The sequence below is a fragment of the Alkalihalobacillus sp. CinArs1 genome (genome assembly GCF_947387515.1).
Taxonomy (GTDB): Bacteria; Bacillota; Bacilli; order Bacillales; family Guptibacillaceae; genus Guptibacillus.
This window is the reverse complement of sequence record NZ_CANDOB010000001.1, coordinates 356961-375819: the sequence shown is the minus strand read 5'-3', so window position 1 is coordinate 375819 and position 18859 is coordinate 356961. Positions and strand designations below refer to the sequence as shown.

Here is an 18859-nt window from a genome sequence, read left to right as displayed (position 1 = left end):
TTTCCTTTTATTTGGAAATAGTTACATACCTCGTAGTGCACACTTCTATGCTAGACTAATAGTGTGAGAGGTGATCGCATCATGAAAGAACTTCAAAATAAGATGACAGACTACAAACGTTATGCATTTATTTTATTGAGTTTAAGTGTGTTTCTGTATATCGGTTCTTTTCTTCCTATGGAAGGGAAAACAGATGAAAAAGTCTTGATCTTGACTGGTGGAGGATTTCTACTAGTAGGTATCGCGCTGTTTTTCTATTCGCGTGCGATTGCCATACAGAAAAAAATAAACGATCTAGATACTTGAAACGAAACGTCAAAAAGGCCAAGTTTATTTAAACTGGCCTTTTTTTATTTCTTATAGTTTATCAATAGGTCATAATATCTTTTAAGCGTCCTTGCCATTTCTCGTCATCAAGGATGATTTGAAAGGATATTCGCCTGTTCTTTTGAAATGCATCAGCAGTTGTTCCTTCTACGATCGGTTTAAATTCAGAATAGCCAGTTGCACCTAGATATTTTGCATAATCCGTCCTCGCAAGCTTCGGATTAGCCTTCATGAGCTCTTTCACGACTGCAACCGATCGATCTGCTGATAGCGTCCAATTATCATAAGGAACTTTATCCGTATGACCTTCGATTAAGATGATGTACAGGTACTGACTGATGTCTTCCTCTTCTATTAAACTTGCGAAAACATCTGCGAGTTCGTTTAATACTACTTTACCTTCTGGACTAACTTCTGCACTCCCCGTATCAAAAAGAATGTCCCCTTCAACGGAAATCGTATTGTTAGGGCCCCTTACGATCTTATCTTTCCCAACGTTCTCTTCTAACTGCTGCTCAATAAGGTCGCTGATATGCTTTTTAACGTCAGCTACTTTCGCAAGTTCCTGCTTCATAACGGTTTGGTCATAAGCATCATAAATCATTTGAACGAACGCTATGATCGCAACGAATAGCATGACAAGCACAATCATCGCCATCATATCAGCGAAACTGGGCCAATAATGCTCTTCTCCGTTTTCAGATTGAAACCGCCTCTTTCTACCTTTCATCGGTTATCACCGATCATTCGAGAGTGAATTTGTTGTTGAGCTGCTGATTGCCTTCGAAGTTGATCTTCATAGGCCCGAAGCTGGAGCTGATACGATTCAGATAGGTGATGTTGAATATCTTTTAATTCTCTTGCAAGTCCTTGGTAGAGAGAATCCATACTGTTTGAAAGAGATCTTAGTTCATGTTGTAGCGGCTGATCTTTTTGATCTCTCTCCATCTTATACATAATCGGTTCGAGCGCTTCACGCTTGATTTTATCGATTGCTGTATACCAAGCTTTTTCAAGCTGGGAGACAGATTCCGCAAAGTCTTGAGATGCTCTGCCATACTGGTTTTGTTTTTCTTGATAGCGATAATACCACTCGTCTTGTGCCTGGTGGACCCTTCGCTCTAAATCTTCCTGTGAAGATTGGTAACGTTGCATCTGTTCATCTAATCCACGTAAAAAATGCTGTCCAGTTTCTTCAGATTTTTTCTGCGTTTCTTTTATTAAATGATCAGATCGCTGAACGAGCTGTTCAAACTTTCTCTGACCGTTTTCATGATGTCTTGAAAGAGATTGAAGCTGAGAGTCTAGCGTTTTCAGCTGACTAGATAATTCTAAAATCCCCTTGTTTGCTTTTTCCTGTACACCATCTAGCTGGGTGAATGACCCTTGTAATTTATCAGAAAACGATTCTAAAGTAGATGTACTTTCTGCAAATTGATCTGTGTATTTTCGCTGTGAGGTAAGGATAGCATGAACATCCTGCATCGCTTTTTCTAATCCAGCTGTAAAGTGAATCATGCTAGAGGAGAAGTCTCCTAGCGTTTCTTGGAAACTATCCTCAATTCGCCCTGCAAGCCTATCTAGGATACGTTCCATTTCATCATGAGGCTTTTCCTTGCTTAAGCTAGCATGTAAGTTATGGTCGAGGAGAGCTTCACAGTCTGAAATAATTTTATCAAGGTAATAAGCAGTCGTTCTTCCACCAGTAAGAACGCCATTTTGAATCAGGGTAAGAAACAGCGCATTCCCAATTCCTGCGATACTCGTTACAAAAGCTACGCTCATACCTTGGAACGGACTTGAAATCGCAGCGATAACAGATGCGAGGTCTAAGTTCGCATCTTCAGGTTTCTGTGATAAGAAGAGAAGTGTTTCTTGCATGGAAGCGATCGCGATCGTTAATCCAATAAATGTTCCTAGAATTCCAATGATAATAGAAGTTGGGGGCAGCTGCTGCATGAATCTCATCATTCCACCTGCAGGTACTCTGACTAAGCCAAAAATTGCAACAGATTCCTTGTAAAAATGCTTTTCAATTAAAGCCTGTGTATTGATGGGGGATATTCCTGCAAGGTGGTATGCTTTATACTCTTCGATCACCTTTTGAATCCACGGTGCTGCATACGTATTCGAATCGATCTGCATCTCAGAATTTTCAATATCTCGTAACCATTTTTTCATCTGAATGGCGATTTGAACGGTTGCTGTCACGCCAAGAACAGCCAAGAAACCGATAATAGCGAGGACAACAGTTGTCACGTTAAGCATGTACTCACCTCCGCTTTGTATAAGTGTATGTCCGTGTTAATAGAACTTTCATGGTTTCTTCTTTCAGATTCATTGTCGAAAATAAGTATATATTGTCGTAAAATAATATTTTTGCGAAATAATCAGGTAATTTAGTAAAAAAGGTTTACAAAACCATAAGACATCGATATACTAACCCTTGAAATCATTACAAAAAAAGGAGGTCGAACAAAATGATGGAAATGACAAAAGCAATCGCAGGAACTAAATATGCATCTTTCAAAATGGTTCGACCGGCGCCTATCAAGTAGGCATCCTTTTTATGAATTGGATATAAAGCCGCAGGTCGATCTCCTGTGGTATGAGTATATGTGCCGCAGGTAAAAGCCTGCGGCCTTTTTGTGTCCAAAATTTGAGAGGAGGAAAAGCGATGATGAAGTGTTTAGCAGCAAAGAAAAGGAAAAAGTGGGTCCCCTGAATTTTTATGTGAAAGGAGGTCGTTAGCATGGTACCATTCCATTTATTGATCATTACTAGAGTAAAGAATTTCATTGAACCAAGTCTCAGTTCAGAACTTCATAAGCGTGATATTCAACGCCAAGTAACTGAAAATGAGATGAAAGCAAGTCGAACTGGTTCAATATGGCTGTAATTAAAAAACACATTAAGGAGAAATGATCATGTTAACGATAAATTTATTGTTTATAAAAGTTGGAATTACAATTCAAGAGAAAACGATCCAAGAAGAGATTCATTATCAACAACTAAAAGAAGACAGAAATAATCGTGAAACCCATGTCTTGGGAAAGCAGCCATGGCTATTCTAATACGTTGAGAAAGGACTGAATGAATGTGGTGAATGGTTTAGGACAGACAATTTTAAAATGGATGGCAGTAGAGAAAGGCTTAACCTAACAGTTCGAGGAGGATTTATCATGACCTTACAATTATTATTCATAACCGTTAAGATAACAAAGAATCATAGAACATTAAGTCAAGAGTTAGATGAGAGAAGAAAACGTGAACTCATCGAGAGTATTGAATATAAGAAGAGTTTTTACATCTAAACACTGGTCAAAAGGCAGAACGGTTCAGTTCTGCCTTTTTGAGTATATTAAGGAATATAGAGCAACTTCGTTTTGAAAATAAGGTTGTGGGTATTGATAACAATAAGACATTGTATAAGAATAGTATTACTGGATGAAAAACATGATCTTTTTCGCCAATGAATTTATCAACATTAGGAGTGAGGAACTTGAGAGAACTTCAGAAACAGATTGTAGATGAATTAGGTGTACAGCCTTCCATCGATGTTAAAGAAGAAATGGAAAAACGAATTACCTTTTTGAAAGATTACGTTAAGAAAAGTGGTACGACAGGTTTTGTTCTTGGTATATCCGGGGGACAAGATTCGTCTCTAGCGGGGCGTCTCGCACAAATGGCCGTTGAACAGTTGAGAGAAGAGGGGACTGACGCGTCTTTCATCGCAGTTCGTCTCCCATATGGTGAGCAGAAAGATGAAGACGATGCACAAGCGGCTCTTAAGTTTATACAGCCTGATCAAACGGTGACGATCAATATCAAACCTGCTGTCGATGCTTCAGTATCCGCTTATCTTGAAGCTACTAGAAATGAGCTAACTGATTTTACAAAGGGTAATAACAAGGCCCGTGAACGGATGATTTCTCAGTATAACATCGCAGGTGATGAAAACAAGCTGGTCATTGGAACGGATCATGCAGCTGAAGCAGTTACTGGCTTTTATACGAAGTTTGGGGATGGTGCTTGCGATATCGCGCCACTGTTTGGTCTTAACAAACGACAAGGACGAGCCATTCTTGAACATCTTGGAATGCCAGAGCACCTCGTCGATAAAGTACCAACGGCAGATTTAGAAGATGATCGTCCCGCTCTTCCTGATGAAGAGGCCCTAGGAATTAGCTATAACCATATCGATGAATACTTAGAAGGAAAAGAGATTCCGGAGGATGCTGCGAAAACGTTAGAAAGCCATTACTTAAAGACGAAACATAAGCGAAATTTACCTCCAACCATTTTTGATAACTGGTGGAAGTAATCAGTAAAGATGACCCGAATAGGGTCTCTTTTTTTTGTGTAATTTAAATTGGGGGCATAAAGCTTAATTTGATTGGAAAGCATGTTCATAAAAATCTTTCTGCTACATAGGTTTCAAATAAGGTTGACCACATTAGTGCTTGAGCGCAAAGATTATATAAAGGGGCAATGAAATTGGCTCATTCAAAAGAGTACTATAACAATCTTGTAAAGAGTATTCTACAGATGCTTTCTTTAACAACTACCGTTACGATTGAAGAACATTTCCCAGGGAACAGAAATATAGGTGGTAAGTTTTCGTTGAAATCAGGAGCGATCACGCTATACCTTGAAGAAATCAAACTTCAATGTATTCGTGTGCTAGGAACGGATGAGAGGATGGTCGATTATTTTAAAATTATCTTGGCTCATGAAATCGGTCATTCGGAAGATAAAGACTTAGAACAACTCGCCAAACGTAAGCAAGTAGCCAAAAGTAATTATGAAAAGCACCAGTTAGCGATAAAAATTGAAGACAATGCATGGAACTTTGCGAAAAAGGTGTTTCCAGAGCTTTTACCTCTTATAGAGATAATCATGGATCACTCCATGTCAATCTACAAGAAATCCAGTTAATTTGACAGAAAATTCTGTGTACAAAGCGTTGAGAAGCTGATAAAATAAAACAACATACCGTTGCCATAGCCTAGTGCGTAAAGGTGTGAAGGGCATGAAAGTAATCAAGACATACTACCCTAGAGTTAAGACAATCGAAGTGTTTATGTTCCTTGTTTATGTGATCGTTGTTTTATTTGGCACTGCACTCCTGTGGGTCAAAGGTGATTTATCTGTTGAAAGATGGCAAACGTTTATCATGATTGGATTTATTTATATCGCATTCTGTGTATTGTTGAGCGTCTGTATCCGTACGCAGCGAATTGAACTCACAGAGAACGGAATGCACCACAAATTACTCGGTTTAAATCGAAGGGTAGTCGCCTTTTCTTCTGTGAAAAGAGTGACGTTTGGAAAAGTGAATGGCTCACTTGTCATAGCAATCGAGAAACATTTTGATAGGAAAACCACTTACGTCCCGTATATTCCATTTGAACAAGATTGGGATGAAATCGTCTCTTATATCAAACAGAAGAATAAGAAAGCGATCATTGCTATCTAAACGTCCATATGGGCGTTTTTTGTTATAATCTCGACATTCGGTAACATGTTCTTACCTTAAAGAATAGACTGCCATAAGCGAGGTGGGGCACTGGTGGAATGGTTTGAGATTGTTGGTGTTGCTTCTGTTGTGACAGGTTTAACGTTTATTCGTTTAAAATATGGTCGTAATTCAAGGCATTACCGCTATTTAAGGGAGGAGTATATGTCGGAAAAATGGTCAAGAGAAAGAAAAGCTCATCGAGATTAGTGAAAGTATGCTAATCCGGTGAGCTTTTTACTTTTTAAGGAATTGAAAATGGACAGACACAGCAGCCTCGACCTATACATAAGCTTAAGATAAGGTGTAAGCCCACCATATGGGAGGTGAGTATGTGTCGTTACTGGCAGCACTTGCTTACTTGTGTAAGGAAGTCCTTTTCTTCGTCTCATTTGTTAAAAACAACGCTTTCCCACAACCCTTGTCAAAAAAGGATGAAAGAAAGTATTTAGAATTAATGGCCCAAGGAGATGAAGATGCTAGAAATCGATTGATCGAGCACAATTTACGTCTTGTAGCCCATATTGTAAAAAAGTTCGAGAATACCGGAGAAGATCCGGAAGATCTCATCTCCATCGGAACGATCGGTTTGATCAAAGCAATCGAGAGTTATTCGACCGATAAAGGAACGAAGCTTGCTACCTATGCAGCTAGATGTATTGAGAATGAAATCCTAATGCATCTACGCGCTCTTAAGAAAACAAAAAAAGATGTCTCCCTTCATGATCCGATTGGTCAGGATAAAGAAGGAAATGAAATTTCGTTAATCGATGTTTTAAAGGCAGAAACAGAAGATATCGTTGACCTCATACAGCTAAATATGGAAAAGCAAAAAATATATGATTACATTCATATATTGGATGAAAGAGAGAAAGAAGTAATCGTAGGTAGGTTTGGTTTAAATCTAGAAAAAGAGTTGACCCAAAGAGAGATCGCAAAGAAGTTAGGGATATCAAGAAGCTATGTATCTAGAATAGAAAAGCGTGCGTTGATGAAACTGTTTCATGAATTTTATCGCAACCGAAAAGAAAAAGGAAACGGTGCATAGCCTGCCATTTGGCAGGTTTTTTTATGAAGTAAAAATTGGAAAGTGAAAACTGTTGATAAGAACAAGTGTTCTGCATATAATATGAACATAGGAAAAGAAGGGGGAAGTGTCATGTTCAAGGTATTACAGAACTGTCTTCAACGTCACCTCTCAGTCGACATGATCTATATGACTTCAGAACAAATGATCACAAAGCGCACGGTTACACTATATAAACTATCCCAAAATGAAATTAAAGGGTACTGTCACTTAAGGCGAAGCATTCGCACTTTCAAAGTGGATCGCGTTCTAGCTGTATATCCAACTATGGCATGGATCACAAAAAAGTACGGCATACAAAAGACAAGTCTCAGGTAAAGTACCTGAGACTTGTCAAATCATACTAACTCGTTTACTTTTACTCGACTGCTTTCTCATTCGTATTGTATGTGCTCAATATTTTCCTAGTCCAAACCTTATAACCCTCACCGTTAAGGTGTAGTCCATCAAAGGTGTACTCTTTGTTTAGTTGACCATACTTTAGAAAATCAGGGTGTAAGTCTAGATAGTGATAGTCATACAAACGTGTAAGGTTCTTTATTTGCTCGTTCAACGTCGTTATATCTTTGTTTCGAACGTTGTGCTTCGTTAGGTTCCTATTGATAGGAAGAATACTTTGCACGTATACAGTAGTGTTTGGAGATTGTTTTTTTAATAGATCTAGAATGTATTTATAATTGGCTTCAATTTTTTCTATCGATTGCCCAGCGATCATATCATTGATTCCGATCATGATATACAATCGTTCAGGGTTAGCTTTTGTGATCTCATCGATTCGGTTGATCACTCCTGTCGTCGTATCACCTGCTATGCCTCTGTTTAATACCTGATGGTCACTTAGCGCCTCCCCCCATTCATAATAATCCGTCAGGCTATCTCCTAGAAAAATCGTTTCACTTTCTTCATGCTTATACGAATCATAGATGCTTTTCTTCGTTTGATAATATTTTGTGTAATAAGTAATATTTTTCTTTTTAGATTCAGAATCATTTTCAGGCATCTCATTCGCATTCGTACGAATGAAATTTGATTGATTCTCAGCAATCAAAAGCAGAAGAGCTAATGCACAAGTAATAAATGTAAGGATGAATAATCTTTTCTTCAACATAATCACGCTCCTATAGAGTACGATAGCCATTATACCCTTTCTTCATCCAACTGAAAGGAAAAAGAAGACTTTTTTTATGAAAATAGTAAAAAAACCCCCCTGGATAGGGGGTTATAATGCAATGTGTGACTCTCTTGTTAGAAAGTCGACGTCTTTGTAATAGGAATCCTTCACGAGTAGGTTAGGACCGAGACACTTTACTGCAGGGCAATGACAGCTAACGGACTTAGCAATCTTACTATCTTGCCATTTCTGATAAGCATCATTTAAGTTTGTATGTTTAATATTCCCTAAAGGAGGCGTGTCTCCAAAGTCTGTTACGATTATATCTCCATCGAATATATTCATGTTAAGGCGTGACCGACCATCAGGATCATTTCGGACCGTAACATTAGGTTCAGCGTATAAGCGCTCCAAAAGCTTTAAATCCTCTGGATTGGAACTACATGGATAAAATGGCAGTGTACCGAACAATAACCATACATTTGGATCTCTATGATCCAGTAGTCTGTGAATGCCTTCTCGAATTTCTTCTAAGGAGGCAATATCAAGGTCTGAAGCGAAATCTGATGGGTACATAGGATGAACCTCATGCCTTTGACAACCCATATCAGCAATTTGCTTGTGAATCGCTTCAATATTAGGTAAGGTTCTACGATTGATCATCGTTTCAGCAGAAACCAACACGCCATTTGACGTTAAATCTTTGGCGTTCTCAACCATCCGATGAAAATACGCTTCACGTTGTGCTATGGTCGGCTTCTTATCCATAACTGCAAAGCCTATGTCTGTAAAATCATCTATGCTTCCATAGTTATGAGAGATATGTAAGACATCAAGATACGGTAAAATTTTATCATATCGTTTACGATCTAGCGTTAAGTTTGAGTTGATTTGCGTCTTCGCTCCTCTGTCATGTGCATACTTCAGAAGAGGGACCACATAATTCTTTACGGACTTCATCGATAGCATAGGTTCTCCACCGGTAATACTTAGCGCCCGAAGTTGTTCCACTTCATCCAAACGATCTGTTAAGAGCTGTAGTGGGAGTGGATCTGGATCTTTCGGTTGCAATGTATAACCTACTGCACAATGTTCACACCTCATATTGCAAAGTGTGGTTGTTGTTAATTCAATGTTAGAAAGGACCTGCGTCCCGTGTTCTTCTACGTCCATATAAGCTTCCCACGGGTCATTTGTGGGGGTTATGGTTGTTCTCATTGGATTCGACCCCTTTTTTCATTAAATTGCTGTTTCCTTCATTGTAGAACAATATGCAATATAAAAATAGCCACTTCAAGGAATTCAGAAAACTCCGCTAATCCCTATACAATAATGACAAACTCTACATAAGCTATCATATCTAGGGTGGAGTAGGTATTAAAAAGTGAAGGAGGGGGAGCATGAGTTACGGTTACGGTTATGGTTGCGGATACCCAGGGTACGGTTACCCATATCCACCGTATCCTTATCCAGGCTACGGCGGTTACTTTGCATTAATTGTTGTTCTTCTAGTATTGCTACTGGTTATTGGTGGAGGATATTACTACTATGCGAATTTTTACGGAAGAAAGTATTGATAGGTGACCACCTATCTATTTTTTTTATAAAAAAAAACAAACACTCGAGGTTACCCTCTTGTGTTTGTTTTGTTGGAGGATGATTTTAAATCATCTCTCGTTGTCTTTTCCCAAAGAGGGACCCCTTTTTGGTAAGCTGCTCTAGAAATCATATGACCAGAAACAGGAGCTGTCATGAGGATAAAGATAATCCCAAGAACCAGTTTCCCACTGACCATATTTTGTTCAATCCAGAAAAATAGAAAGGCAGCGATCAAAATTCCGGCGACGCCTAAGGTAGCACTTTTTGAAGCTGCATGAAGGCGCGTGTATACGTCAGGTAAACGAAAGACACCTAGGGCTCCAGAGAAAAGAAAAAACGTTCCGATGATCAAGATGATACTAATCACGATTTCTTTCAATGATAACACCCTTTTCTAAGAATTTAGCAATCGCTACAGTACCTATGAAAGCAAGTATCCCTATTAGAAGGATAATGTCATTAAAATACTGGGTCTCAAGCTTAATAGCAAGAATACCTGCGATCGCCATAAGGTTAATGCCGATCGTATCAAGTGCTACAGCACGATCTGGATTTGAAGGCCCTTTGATCGCTCTATATAAAAGAAAGAGTGTTGAGATTGCGATAACCACTATACATAGCGTTGATACTGTTGATAAAAGTGAGGTCATCTTGTCACCTCCATGATTGCTTTTTCGAAGGTTCCTTTAATTTCTTTAATCACTTCGTCAGCATCAGGCGCGTCCATTGCATGTACATAGATAAACATGTTGTCAGGTGAAACTGAAACAGAAAGCGTTCCAGGTGTTAACGTAATTAAATTCGCTAGCATCGTGATCTCCCAATTTGTTCTTACTTCGATCGGGACAGCGATAATTCCAGGTTCCATCTTTAGCTTAGGACTATATACAAGCTTCACAACTTGTATGTTAGCCATAATAAGCTCTTTGATAAATAAGAACAACAGCTTGACGATTGACCATAGTCTGTAGAAATAGAAACGATCGGGAATGAAGCGCTCCATGAGTAGCAGTAGAACGATTCCTGATAAATACCCAATAAAGAATGTGCTGAATGAATAACTTTCAAACAAAAACATCCATAAAACAGCGATGATCAAGTTAATAATAATTTGAATTGGCATGCCATCTACTCCTTCATCACCGAATCAATGTAGTTGATTGGATCTATCAATTGATCTCCAATCGTTTGAACGGTTGGGTAAAAGAATTCTGCACCAATCCCAAGCAGTACAGTAAAGAACAATAGAAATGCAGCGGGTGCTACTTTTTTGCGAATCGATATGCTCGGAACGCTTTCAAGTTTGTCTTCTCCCCAAAATCCTTTGATAAAGATTTTGATGATTGAAATAAGGATGAGCAGGCTAGTCAAGAGACCGATGACTGCAACAACATAATGTCCTTCTTCAAAAGCACCTCTTAGAATCAGTAGCTTTCCTACGAATCCACTAAAAGGAGGTAGTCCTGCTAGCGCAAGTGCTGCGATGAAGAACAACCAGCCGAGCACAGGTTGGTGTCTGATCAACCCGCCCATTTTTCGTAAGTCGGATGTGCCGCTGTATGCAGCCATGGCACCTACCAGTAAAAATAATGCTGCTTTAATAATCATGTCGTGGACAAGGTAGTAAATAGATCCCGCTAAGGCAGTAGTGGAAAACACGCCAATACCAAGAATCATATATCCTACTGCCGGTATGATGTTATAGGCTACGATCAATTGAATATTGTTTGTTGACAACGCACCGATCACACCGAATACCAATGTGAATGCAGCTAAAATGATGAATAGCTGATGGGTAAACGTAAGCTCGTAAACGAAGATCAGTGAAAACACTCTTAGTATTGAATATACCCCTACTTTTGTTAACAAAGCTCCAAATAGAGCTGAGATCACAGTTGGAGGGACGGTATATGATTTTGGTAGCCAGAAATATAAAGGAAATAATGCCCCTTTAGTGGCAAACACAAGAAACAGCAGAATAGCAATGGTCGTAAGAATGCCACCTTGCTCAACTTCCCCAACACGTTCTGCTAACTGAGCCATGTTTACGGTACCTGCAACTGCATAGATGAAGGATACTGTCGTTACAAACAAAATCGATGATAACAAATTGACAATGATGTATTTAAATGACTCTCTAAACTGCTCTTTCGTTCCCCCAAGAACAATCAATCCGTATGATGCAATCAGCAGAACTTCAAAGAATACGAACAGGTTAAACAAATCCCCTGTAAGAAAGGCACCACTCACACCAGCGATCAAAAGCTGAAAGAGTGGATAGAAATAAAACCTTTCTCTTTGCTCATCAAGTGAATGAAACGCATAGAAGGCGCAGGCTGTCGCAACGATATTAGCAGTTACGACAAGTACCATTGCAAGTGGATCTGCTACAAGGACGATTCCATAAGGTACAGTCCAATCTCCTGCTTTTAATACGAGTGTGCCATTTTGCACAACTTCGTAGGCGACCGCTGAAACAGCAATCAAGTTTACGATTACCATGACCTTCGTAATCATTCTTACGATAGCAAGTTTACTGTTGAAAAACACAAGAAAAATTCCGGTCAAAAGTGGAAGTAATATTGGCAGTATGACTAAGTTACTCATGTTCGTTTCCCCTTAATTTCTCCATATTATCCGTTCCGTTAGTTTGATACGCACGATACGCTAGCACGAGAAGAAATGAAGTTACGCCGAAACTGATTACGATAGAAGTTAAGATCAACGCCTGTGGTAGCGGGTCGGCATATTTCGTTACGTCTTCAGTTAATATGGGGGGATTTCCACGGTTAAGTTTCCCCATCGTAATAATGAAAAGGTGAGCACCGTGCGACAATAAAGCAGTTCCAATAACGATCTTTAATATTTGCTTTTGAAGCATCATATAGACCCCTGCTGTAAAAAGTAATCCAGCCAGCACGGACATAATAATTTCCATTATTCATTTCCCCCCTTCTTGTTCGGACGTAGTTTGATCATCGTGAAGATACCGATCGCAGCGAGACCTAGTACAAGAATTTCAAGCAATGTATCGAGACCACGGAAATCAACAAGAATGACGTTTACAATGTTGTCTCCTCCACCGAGTTTGTAAGAATTTTTGATGAAGTATTCAGAGATCGGTTCAAACATTTTCGTGCTATGAGAAGCAATTCCGATCAATGTTACGATCACACCAACTGAAATAGAGATCACCCAGTTTACAACCTTCGTTCTTGACGGAGTTTTCTCCTTATTAAGATCAGGAAGGTGATAGAAACAAAGTAAGAATAGTGCTACTGTTACGGTTTCTACGATAAGCTGAGTTAAAGCTAGATCGGGTGCTCTGAAGAACACAAACAGTAACGATAACCCATAACCTACGATACCTAGAACTAGAATTGCTGCTATTCTGTTATTCATAAAGATTGTTCCAAAAGCTGCAACCGCCATTACGACGGCAATCATTACTTCAGGCACGGCAATAGGTGCGAGGTCATCAGTTGATAAGTTAAAACCACCTGTTACGCTCATTGAGACTGCTAACAATACTACTGAGAAAGTAAGAATATAAACAAGGTAATGTCTTAGCGATCCGGTCATATATCGATTCGTTACCTTCTTAGAACCCGTCTCTAATCCATTCATAAATGCGTCAAACACTTTTGCTGCAGACATTTTACCAGGGAGAATATCGTATACTTTTTCCCATTTTGTTCGTGTTAAGTACAATATTGTTCCAAAAACAAGAACAGCTAAACTCATATACAATGCAGTGTTATTAATTCCATGCCAAAATTTAATGTGGGGGTCGACCGCTTTCCCTGTGATCGAGTCAACCATAGGTGCTAGTAATGATTTACCAAAAACATCTGGTACGATTGCGATGATAACGACAAGTGCTACTAATATCATCGGAGAGATCAGCATGCCTATTGGAGCTTCATGAGGCTGCTTTTCAAGTGTATCTCTCTGTTTTCCAGTGAATGTACGGAAGAACAGCATTACAGAATAGATAAACGTAAATATACTTCCTCCAACTGCAAGATAAGGGAAGAACGGTGCAACCGATTCTACGATTGGAGAAGAATGTTTAAAGAGAGATGCTTCGAAAAACATTTCCTTACTTAGAAAACCATTGAATATTGGTAAAGGGAATCCAGCCATTGAAAAAGCTCCAAAGAATGCAAGAGTAGCTGTGATCGGCATAAACGTAAATAGCCCACCTAGCCTACGTATATCTCTTGTCCCTGTTTCATGATCAACGATTCCTGCAACCATAAAGAGACTTCCTTTGAACGTTGCATGGTTAAGGATATGGAACACCGCTGCTAAGATGGCTGCTTTTGTCCCAAACCCAAGCATAGCCATGATCATTCCTAACTGACTGATGGTTGAGTAAGCAAGAATGGCTTTAAGGTCTGTTTTTCTAACAGCCATATAGGAACCCCAACATAAAGTCAGAAGTCCAAAGCCACTAACGATTAGAAAGAAAAGGTCAGTACCCGCAAAGACAAGGCTCAACCTTGCTACAAGATAGATCCCTGCTTTTACCATCGTGGCGGAGTGTAGGAAAGCACTTACCGGTGTTGGAGCTTCCATCGCATCTGGTAGCCAGGTATGAAATGGGAATTGCGCTGACTTCGTAAAAGCTCCTAACAGAACTAATATTAAGATGAATGAGAATAATGGTGACTCAACGATGAGATCAGCATTTTCAATGATTCCTCTAATGCTAGTTGTCCCTGTAAGATCAGACATGAGCAAGAACCCACCGAGCATTGCAAGACCACCAAAGACCGTAATAACCATTGATTTCAATGCACCAGCAGTTGACTTTTCACGCTGGTACCAATAGCCGATCAATAAGAAAGATGAAATACTAGTTAGTTCCCAGAACGTGTAAAGTACGAACAGATTATCTGATAGAACGACGCCAAGCATTGCTCCCATAAATAATAGAAGGTAAACATAAAAATGGCCAAGTTTTTCCGCTTTATTTAAGTAATAGATGGAATACAGAACAACGAGCGATCCGATTCCGGTAATCAGAAGCGCGAAAAATAGGCCAAGACCGTCGATATAAAGTGTGACGTTTACACCTAGTGAAGGAATCCACTCAAACGTTTTTAGAGTATGTACACCTTGTAATACATTTTTGATAAAAGTTAAAAAATACCCGAATAGTAAAATCGGCACTGCTAAAACAAACCATCCTAAGTGGACTTGTTTAACGCCCCGATAAATAAACGGGATGAAAAACGCTGCCAAAAAAGGAAGCAAGACAGCTGCATGAAGCATTCTATAAAACCCTCCCTAATTAAAGCTCACTATGAAAAAGTTCAAATGAACTTATTTTGCAATACCTCAATTGTAATCAAAAATCGACTCATTTTTCAACTTTTCATGCTCGAAAAATAACTTTACCGTATAAGTTTTCCAAACTTCGCCGATTCTATTTGCGAAAGGAGACATCTAATGATAAAATCCATATTTATTCTTACACTCATTTTTATCGGCGTAGTAGGTTGTGAATCAATATATGAAAGTAGTGATCCGACTCCCTATGGTTCGAGAGAATATTATCGAGTTGTTGACATTGAGCCAATCGGTGCAGCAATTTGGGAGGAAATGAATCTATCTAATGCATTAGCATCGATCAAACATCAGATAAAAAACGAAACAACAGTTAAAGATGTCGTTGTTTTGACGCATAATGAACAGGTCGTTGTAGCGCTTAAACCTTATGCGTATGATAGGGGCAAGATAGGAGATTTGCTTTCTAAGTATGACGGGGTGTTTAAGGATCAGGGGATGAATGTTGCGTTACTTACAGCTCCGAACCACTATCGTAAAGCAAAGCAAATGATGAGGTCAGAAGAGATCGATAGCGAGATCTGGGAATCTGAGTGGGGAGAATTCTTTCGTTAAAAACAAAAAACCAACCTTATAAGCTCAAGGCTGGAACAGTTAAACTCTTAATAATGTGACCTTTTCATTAAGACTTCTTCTCTCGATCTCTTTTTGGATTAATTTAATGAAGTCACTGCTTAGTTTAAGCTCTCTAGCTTTTACATAGGATTCGATCAACAGATCATCAGATAATTTTTCCAACAAGGCACCTCCTAATAATCTGGTTATTTTAACCGTTCATTCCGCATATAGTGTATGTGGATCTTTTATTTGCAGTTAGCTTACCACGTATGCACAATCAGAACAACCGTTCCGTTATCCACAGTTAATCGTGGATAAATTGTGGGTATATTGTTTATATACTTCAAATATTCAATAAAATGATGGTGGATTATGTGTATAAGGTTATCCACAGGCTGCCATTTTTACAAAATTTGTCGAAAAGTTTTAGTGATCATTCAAGATTTAGTATAGCCGGAATAGAAGGTTGTTGTACCTCTTGAAATTATTGATACAATAGGAATGTCATAAATACTAGGAGTGTTGCAATTGTTTAATTCTTTGTTACCTGATGAACATGTAGAAGATATATACCAAATCAAACCTGAGGCTCTTAAAAAACGAGGGGTTAAGGGGATCATTACTGATCTGGATAACACGCTTGTGGAATGGGACAGGCCCGATGCTACTCCAGAGTTATTAAAGTGGTTCAGACAGATGAGTGATGAAGGCATCATGGTTACAATCGTTTCAAATAATAACAAGAGTCGTGTAGAGAAGTTTGCTTCTCCAACTGAGATTCCATTTATTTATGAAGCGAAGAAACCAATGACGAAGGCTTTCCGAAAAGCCTTAAAGGATATGAAGATTGCCCCTGATGATGCTGTGGTCGTAGGAGACCAAATATTTACTGATGTACTTGGTGGTAATAGGATGGGACTTCATACTATACTTGTTGTTCCAGTAGCTAAAACTGATGGAGTTTTAACAAGGTTCAACAGAAAAATGGAAAGTGCATTCCTTTCTTGGATGAAACGCAAAGGGAAGATAAAGTGGGAGGAATAAGGTTGGAAAACGAAGGAATTATTTGTGCCGGATGCGGTGTTACTATACAAACTGAAGATAAAGAGGCATTGGGATATGCACCTCCATCAGCTTTACAACGTGACGTTGTGATATGTCAGCGTTGTTTTCGTCTGAAACACTATAATGAAATTCAAGATGTATCCCTTACAGATGATGATTTCTTGAAGATACTGAACGAAATTAGTCAAACCGATGCATTGATTGTAAAAATCGTAGACATCTTTGACTTTAATGGAAGTTGGTTACCAGGTATCCAGCGCTTTGCGGGTAACAACCCGGTATTGCTCGTAGGGAACAAAGTAGATCTATTACCAAAATCAACAAACAAGACGAAGTTGATTAAATGGATGCAGGGCAGTGCGAAAGAAAATGGTTTAAAGCCTTCCGAAGTGAAGTTGATGAGTGCTGCTAAAGGTGAAGGGGTAATGGATGTTGCTACTGAAATAGACCGTTTACGTGAAGGTAGAGACGTCTATATCATAGGGTGTACGAACGTAGGTAAATCAACATTTGTGAATAAACTGATTCAGGAATTTGGCGGCGACACTGAACAAATGATTACGACGAGCCAGTTCCCTGGTACAACACTTGATCTTATCGATATTCCTCTTGATGATGGAAATACGTTATACGATACTCCTGGAATCATCAATCATCATCAGATGGCCCATTTTGTCGATGCTGAGGAATTAAAGCTGATCAGTCCGAAAAAAGAAATCAAGCCAAAGGTGTTTCAGTTAAACGAAGGACAAACATTATTCTTTGGTGGGCTTTCCCGACTAGATTTCGTTGAAGGCGGACGTCAGTCCTTTATTTGTCATGTCTCGAACGATCTTTATATCCACCGCACTAAGACAGAGAAAGCAGATGAATTGTATCGCGACCACCTTGGAGAGTTATTGTATCCCCCTGGTGAAAAAACGAAGCATGAGCTCCCTGCACTTGTTGGTCATGAATTAAAGATCAAAGAAGATAAGATGGATATCGTCTTTTCAGGTCTTGGATGGGTTACCGTTTCAGGAAAAGGATCGACTGTAAAAGCATATGCGCCTGAAGGAGTAGGGATCTCGATTCGAAATTCACTAATATAGGAGGATCGCTATGGGGAAACTATTTGGACTAGTCGGCCATCCTCTTGGCCATTCTATGTCTCCTCTCATGCATAATACTGAATTTAAAGAGCTCGGGTTGCCGCATCACTATCAACCGTTTGATCTGAAAAAGGAAGAGCTTGAAGAAGGTATTAAAGCATTGAGGTTACTTGGAATCGAGGGATTTAATGTAACAATCCCTCATAAAGTGTCGATCATTCCTTTGTTAGATGAAGTCGAACAAGAAGCGATGGAAATTGGAGCGGTCAACACGGTTTATCGGAAAGACGACCTTCTGATTGGAGCAAACACAGATGGTCAGGGCTACCTTCAATCCTTGCTAAAGCTTATAGGAGAAGATAGTCTCATAGATAAAAAAATATTAGTGGTTGGCGCGGGTGGAGCTGCTAGAGCGGTTGCAGTATCCATTTCAAGATCCGGTGTAGGATCGTTAACGATCGCTAATAGGACGTTAGAAAAGGCTGAAGAGTTATGTAGGGTTTGTAGTACCTATGCAGATGTGAACGCCATACCGCTCGACACTGCGAGCTCATCTTTAGAAACTTACGATATCATCATCAACACGACGTCGATTGGCATGAGTCCAGAAACGGATCGCGTTCCGTTGCCTGTTAAAGGTATTAAAGATGAGACCGTTATGAGTGATCTAATCTATAATCCACTCGAAACGCTCTGGCTCACTCAAGGAAGAGAACAAGGTGCTATTACTGCAAATGGCATTTCGATGTTTGTTGAGCAAGGTGCACTAGCATTTGAAAAATGGTTAGGAATCAAACCAGATCGATACAGAATGCAGGAAACCGTTTTAAGAAAGTTAGGAGGACTATAATGTTAACAGGAAAGCAAAAACGATTTTTACGTTCAAAAGCGCATCATTTAAATCCAATTTTTCAAGTTGGTAAAAGTGGAGTGAACGAGAATATGGTGCAGCAAATAGAGGAAGCCCTTGAGGCTAGAGAACTTATTAAAGTAAGCATCCTTCAGAATTGCGATGAAGATCGTGATAATGTAGGTCATGAACTTTCTCGTCAAACTGATGCTGAGCTTGTTCAGATCATCGGAAATACGATCGTACTTTATAAAGAATCATCAGAGAACAAAGAAATCATTCTTCCATAATGGAGGAC

The 18859-nt window shown here is 39.3% G+C and carries 27 protein-coding genes; 16 read left to right on the top strand and 11 right to left on the bottom strand.

Annotation, left to right across the window (positions count from 1 at the left end):
• Window positions 1-81 precede the first annotated feature (81 nt).
• Entirely contained in the window at window positions 82-306 is a 225-nt protein-coding gene (locus PFZ69_RS02150; protein WP_270179381.1) for a YrhC family protein, read from the top strand.
• Window positions 307-367: 61 nt separating this feature from the next.
• Here PFZ69_RS02150 and PFZ69_RS02145 read toward each other — a convergent pair whose 3' ends face one another.
• Together PFZ69_RS02145 and PFZ69_RS02140 are read right to left on the bottom strand one after the other, a co-directional pair.
• On the bottom strand, window positions 368-1057 hold the full coding sequence (locus PFZ69_RS02145) for an OmpA/MotB family protein (protein WP_270179380.1): 690 nt from the start codon (window positions 1055-1057) through the stop codon (window positions 368-370).
• On the bottom strand, window positions 1054-2595 hold the full coding sequence (locus PFZ69_RS02140) for a hypothetical protein (RefSeq protein ID WP_270179379.1): 1542 nt from the start codon (window positions 2593-2595) through the stop codon (window positions 1054-1056). The genes PFZ69_RS02145 and PFZ69_RS02140 overlap by 4 nt, the downstream gene beginning before the upstream one ends.
• Window positions 2596-3079: 484 nt before the next feature.
• Between PFZ69_RS02140 and PFZ69_RS02135 the strand changes: the two genes are divergently transcribed.
• The 9 genes from PFZ69_RS02135 to PFZ69_RS02095 all read left to right on the top strand — a co-directional run bounded on the left by PFZ69_RS02135 (window position 3080) and on the right by PFZ69_RS02095 (window position 7250).
• On the top strand, window positions 3080-3226 hold the full coding sequence (locus tag PFZ69_RS02135; protein ID WP_270179378.1) for a hypothetical protein: 147 nt from the start codon (window positions 3080-3082) through the stop codon (window positions 3224-3226).
• A 28-nt stretch (window positions 3227-3254) separates the two neighbouring features.
• Window positions 3255-3401, top strand: a complete 147-nt coding sequence (locus tag PFZ69_RS02130; protein WP_270179377.1) for a hypothetical protein — start codon at window positions 3255-3257, stop codon at window positions 3399-3401.
• A gap of 108 nt (window positions 3402-3509) precedes the next feature.
• Window positions 3510-3641, top strand: coding sequence for a hypothetical protein (locus PFZ69_RS02125; protein ID WP_270179376.1), 132 nt, complete (start codon window positions 3510-3512; stop codon window positions 3639-3641).
• 158 nt (window positions 3642-3799) lie between these two features.
• On the top strand, window positions 3800-4651 hold the full coding sequence (gene nadE, locus PFZ69_RS02120) for an ammonia-dependent NAD(+) synthetase (protein ID WP_270179375.1): 852 nt from the start codon (window positions 3800-3802) through the stop codon (window positions 4649-4651).
• Between the two features lie 173 nt (window positions 4652-4824).
• Window positions 4825-5265, top strand: coding sequence for a hypothetical protein (locus tag PFZ69_RS02115; RefSeq protein ID WP_270179374.1), 441 nt, complete (start codon window positions 4825-4827; stop codon window positions 5263-5265).
• 94 nt (window positions 5266-5359) lie between these two features.
• Window positions 5360-5806 (top strand): hypothetical protein, encoded by a 447-nt coding sequence (locus PFZ69_RS02110; protein ID WP_270179373.1) that lies wholly within the window; start codon window positions 5360-5362, stop codon window positions 5804-5806.
• A gap of 93 nt (window positions 5807-5899) precedes the next feature.
• The gene (locus PFZ69_RS02105) at window positions 5900-6055 is read left to right on the top strand and encodes a hypothetical protein (protein WP_270179372.1); all 156 of its coding nucleotides are present in this window, start codon (window positions 5900-5902) and stop codon (window positions 6053-6055) included.
• 124 nt (window positions 6056-6179) lie between these two features.
• Window positions 6180-6893, top strand: coding sequence for an RNA polymerase sporulation sigma factor SigK (gene sigK, locus PFZ69_RS02100; RefSeq protein ID WP_270179371.1), 714 nt, complete (start codon window positions 6180-6182; stop codon window positions 6891-6893).
• 111 nt (window positions 6894-7004) lie between these two features.
• Window positions 7005-7250 (top strand): WYL domain-containing protein, encoded by a 246-nt coding sequence (locus PFZ69_RS02095; RefSeq protein ID WP_270179370.1) that lies wholly within the window; start codon window positions 7005-7007, stop codon window positions 7248-7250.
• A gap of 40 nt (window positions 7251-7290) precedes the next feature.
• Here PFZ69_RS02095 and PFZ69_RS02090 read toward each other — a convergent pair whose 3' ends face one another.
• Together PFZ69_RS02090 and yfkAB are read right to left on the bottom strand one after the other, a co-directional pair.
• The gene (locus tag PFZ69_RS02090; RefSeq protein ID WP_270179369.1) at window positions 7291-8040 is read right to left on the bottom strand and encodes a GDSL-type esterase/lipase family protein; all 750 of its coding nucleotides are present in this window, start codon (window positions 8038-8040) and stop codon (window positions 7291-7293) included.
• 111 nt (window positions 8041-8151) lie between these two features.
• Window positions 8152-9261, bottom strand: coding sequence for a radical SAM/CxCxxxxC motif protein YfkAB (yfkAB, locus tag PFZ69_RS02085; RefSeq protein ID WP_270179368.1), 1110 nt, complete (start codon window positions 9259-9261; stop codon window positions 8152-8154).
• Between the two features lie 182 nt (window positions 9262-9443).
• Between yfkAB and PFZ69_RS02080 the strand changes: the two genes are divergently transcribed.
• Complete coding sequence (locus PFZ69_RS02080; RefSeq protein WP_270179367.1) at window positions 9444-9620, top strand: YjcZ family sporulation protein; 177 nt, start codon at window positions 9444-9446, stop codon at window positions 9618-9620.
• A 50-nt stretch (window positions 9621-9670) separates the two neighbouring features.
• On the opposite strand, the gene mnhG is transcribed toward PFZ69_RS02080, so the two are convergent.
• From mnhG to PFZ69_RS02050, 6 genes are read right to left on the bottom strand one after another with little or no spacing between them, the layout of a single operon-like run.
• A complete protein-coding gene (gene mnhG / locus PFZ69_RS02075) occupies window positions 9671-10021 on the bottom strand; it encodes a monovalent cation/H(+) antiporter subunit G (RefSeq protein ID WP_270179366.1) in 351 nt (116 codons plus the stop codon).
• The gene (locus tag PFZ69_RS02070; protein WP_270179365.1) at window positions 10002-10292 is read right to left on the bottom strand and encodes a Na(+)/H(+) antiporter subunit F1; all 291 of its coding nucleotides are present in this window, start codon (window positions 10290-10292) and stop codon (window positions 10002-10004) included. Before PFZ69_RS02070 ends, mnhG begins: the two co-directional genes overlap by 20 nt.
• Window positions 10289-10765 (bottom strand): Na+/H+ antiporter subunit E, encoded by a 477-nt coding sequence (locus tag PFZ69_RS02065; RefSeq protein ID WP_270179364.1) that lies wholly within the window; start codon window positions 10763-10765, stop codon window positions 10289-10291. The genes PFZ69_RS02070 and PFZ69_RS02065 overlap by 4 nt, the downstream gene beginning before the upstream one ends.
• 5 nt (window positions 10766-10770) lie before the next feature.
• A complete protein-coding gene (locus PFZ69_RS02060; RefSeq protein WP_270179363.1) occupies window positions 10771-12249 on the bottom strand; it encodes a Na+/H+ antiporter subunit D in 1479 nt (492 codons plus the stop codon).
• Entirely contained in the window at window positions 12242-12580 is a 339-nt protein-coding gene (locus tag PFZ69_RS02055) for a Na(+)/H(+) antiporter subunit C (protein WP_270179362.1), read from the bottom strand. The genes PFZ69_RS02060 and PFZ69_RS02055 overlap by 8 nt, the downstream gene beginning before the upstream one ends.
• Window positions 12580-14922, bottom strand: coding sequence for a Na+/H+ antiporter subunit A (locus PFZ69_RS02050; RefSeq protein ID WP_270179361.1), 2343 nt, complete (start codon window positions 14920-14922; stop codon window positions 12580-12582). The genes PFZ69_RS02055 and PFZ69_RS02050 overlap by 1 nt, the downstream gene beginning before the upstream one ends.
• Window positions 14923-15099: 177 nt before the next feature.
• Between PFZ69_RS02050 and PFZ69_RS02045 the strand changes: the two genes are divergently transcribed.
• Window positions 15100-15552, top strand: a complete 453-nt coding sequence (locus PFZ69_RS02045; protein WP_270179360.1) for a hypothetical protein — start codon at window positions 15100-15102, stop codon at window positions 15550-15552.
• Window positions 15553-15591: 39 nt separating this feature from the next.
• Here PFZ69_RS02045 and PFZ69_RS02040 read toward each other — a convergent pair whose 3' ends face one another.
• Window positions 15592-15735 (bottom strand): sporulation histidine kinase inhibitor Sda, encoded by a 144-nt coding sequence (locus tag PFZ69_RS02040; protein ID WP_270179359.1) that lies wholly within the window; start codon window positions 15733-15735, stop codon window positions 15592-15594.
• A gap of 348 nt (window positions 15736-16083) precedes the next feature.
• Between PFZ69_RS02040 and PFZ69_RS02035 the strand changes: the two genes are divergently transcribed.
• The 4 genes from PFZ69_RS02035 to yhbY are packed head-to-tail and all read left to right on the top strand — an operon-like array spanning window position 16084 to window position 18851.
• Complete coding sequence (locus PFZ69_RS02035) at window positions 16084-16599, top strand: YqeG family HAD IIIA-type phosphatase (RefSeq protein WP_442865077.1); 516 nt, start codon at window positions 16084-16086, stop codon at window positions 16597-16599.
• A gap of 2 nt (window positions 16600-16601) precedes the next feature.
• Window positions 16602-17711, top strand: a complete 1110-nt coding sequence (gene yqeH, locus PFZ69_RS02030; RefSeq protein ID WP_270179357.1) for a ribosome biogenesis GTPase YqeH — start codon at window positions 16602-16604, stop codon at window positions 17709-17711.
• Window positions 17712-17721: 10 nt separating this feature from the next.
• Window positions 17722-18561 (top strand): shikimate dehydrogenase, encoded by an 840-nt coding sequence (gene aroE, locus PFZ69_RS02025; RefSeq protein WP_270179356.1) that lies wholly within the window; start codon window positions 17722-17724, stop codon window positions 18559-18561.
• Entirely contained in the window at window positions 18561-18851 is a 291-nt protein-coding gene (yhbY, locus tag PFZ69_RS02020) for a ribosome assembly RNA-binding protein YhbY (protein WP_270179355.1), read from the top strand. Before aroE ends, yhbY begins: the two co-directional genes overlap by 1 nt.
• Window positions 18852-18859 lie beyond the last annotated feature (8 nt).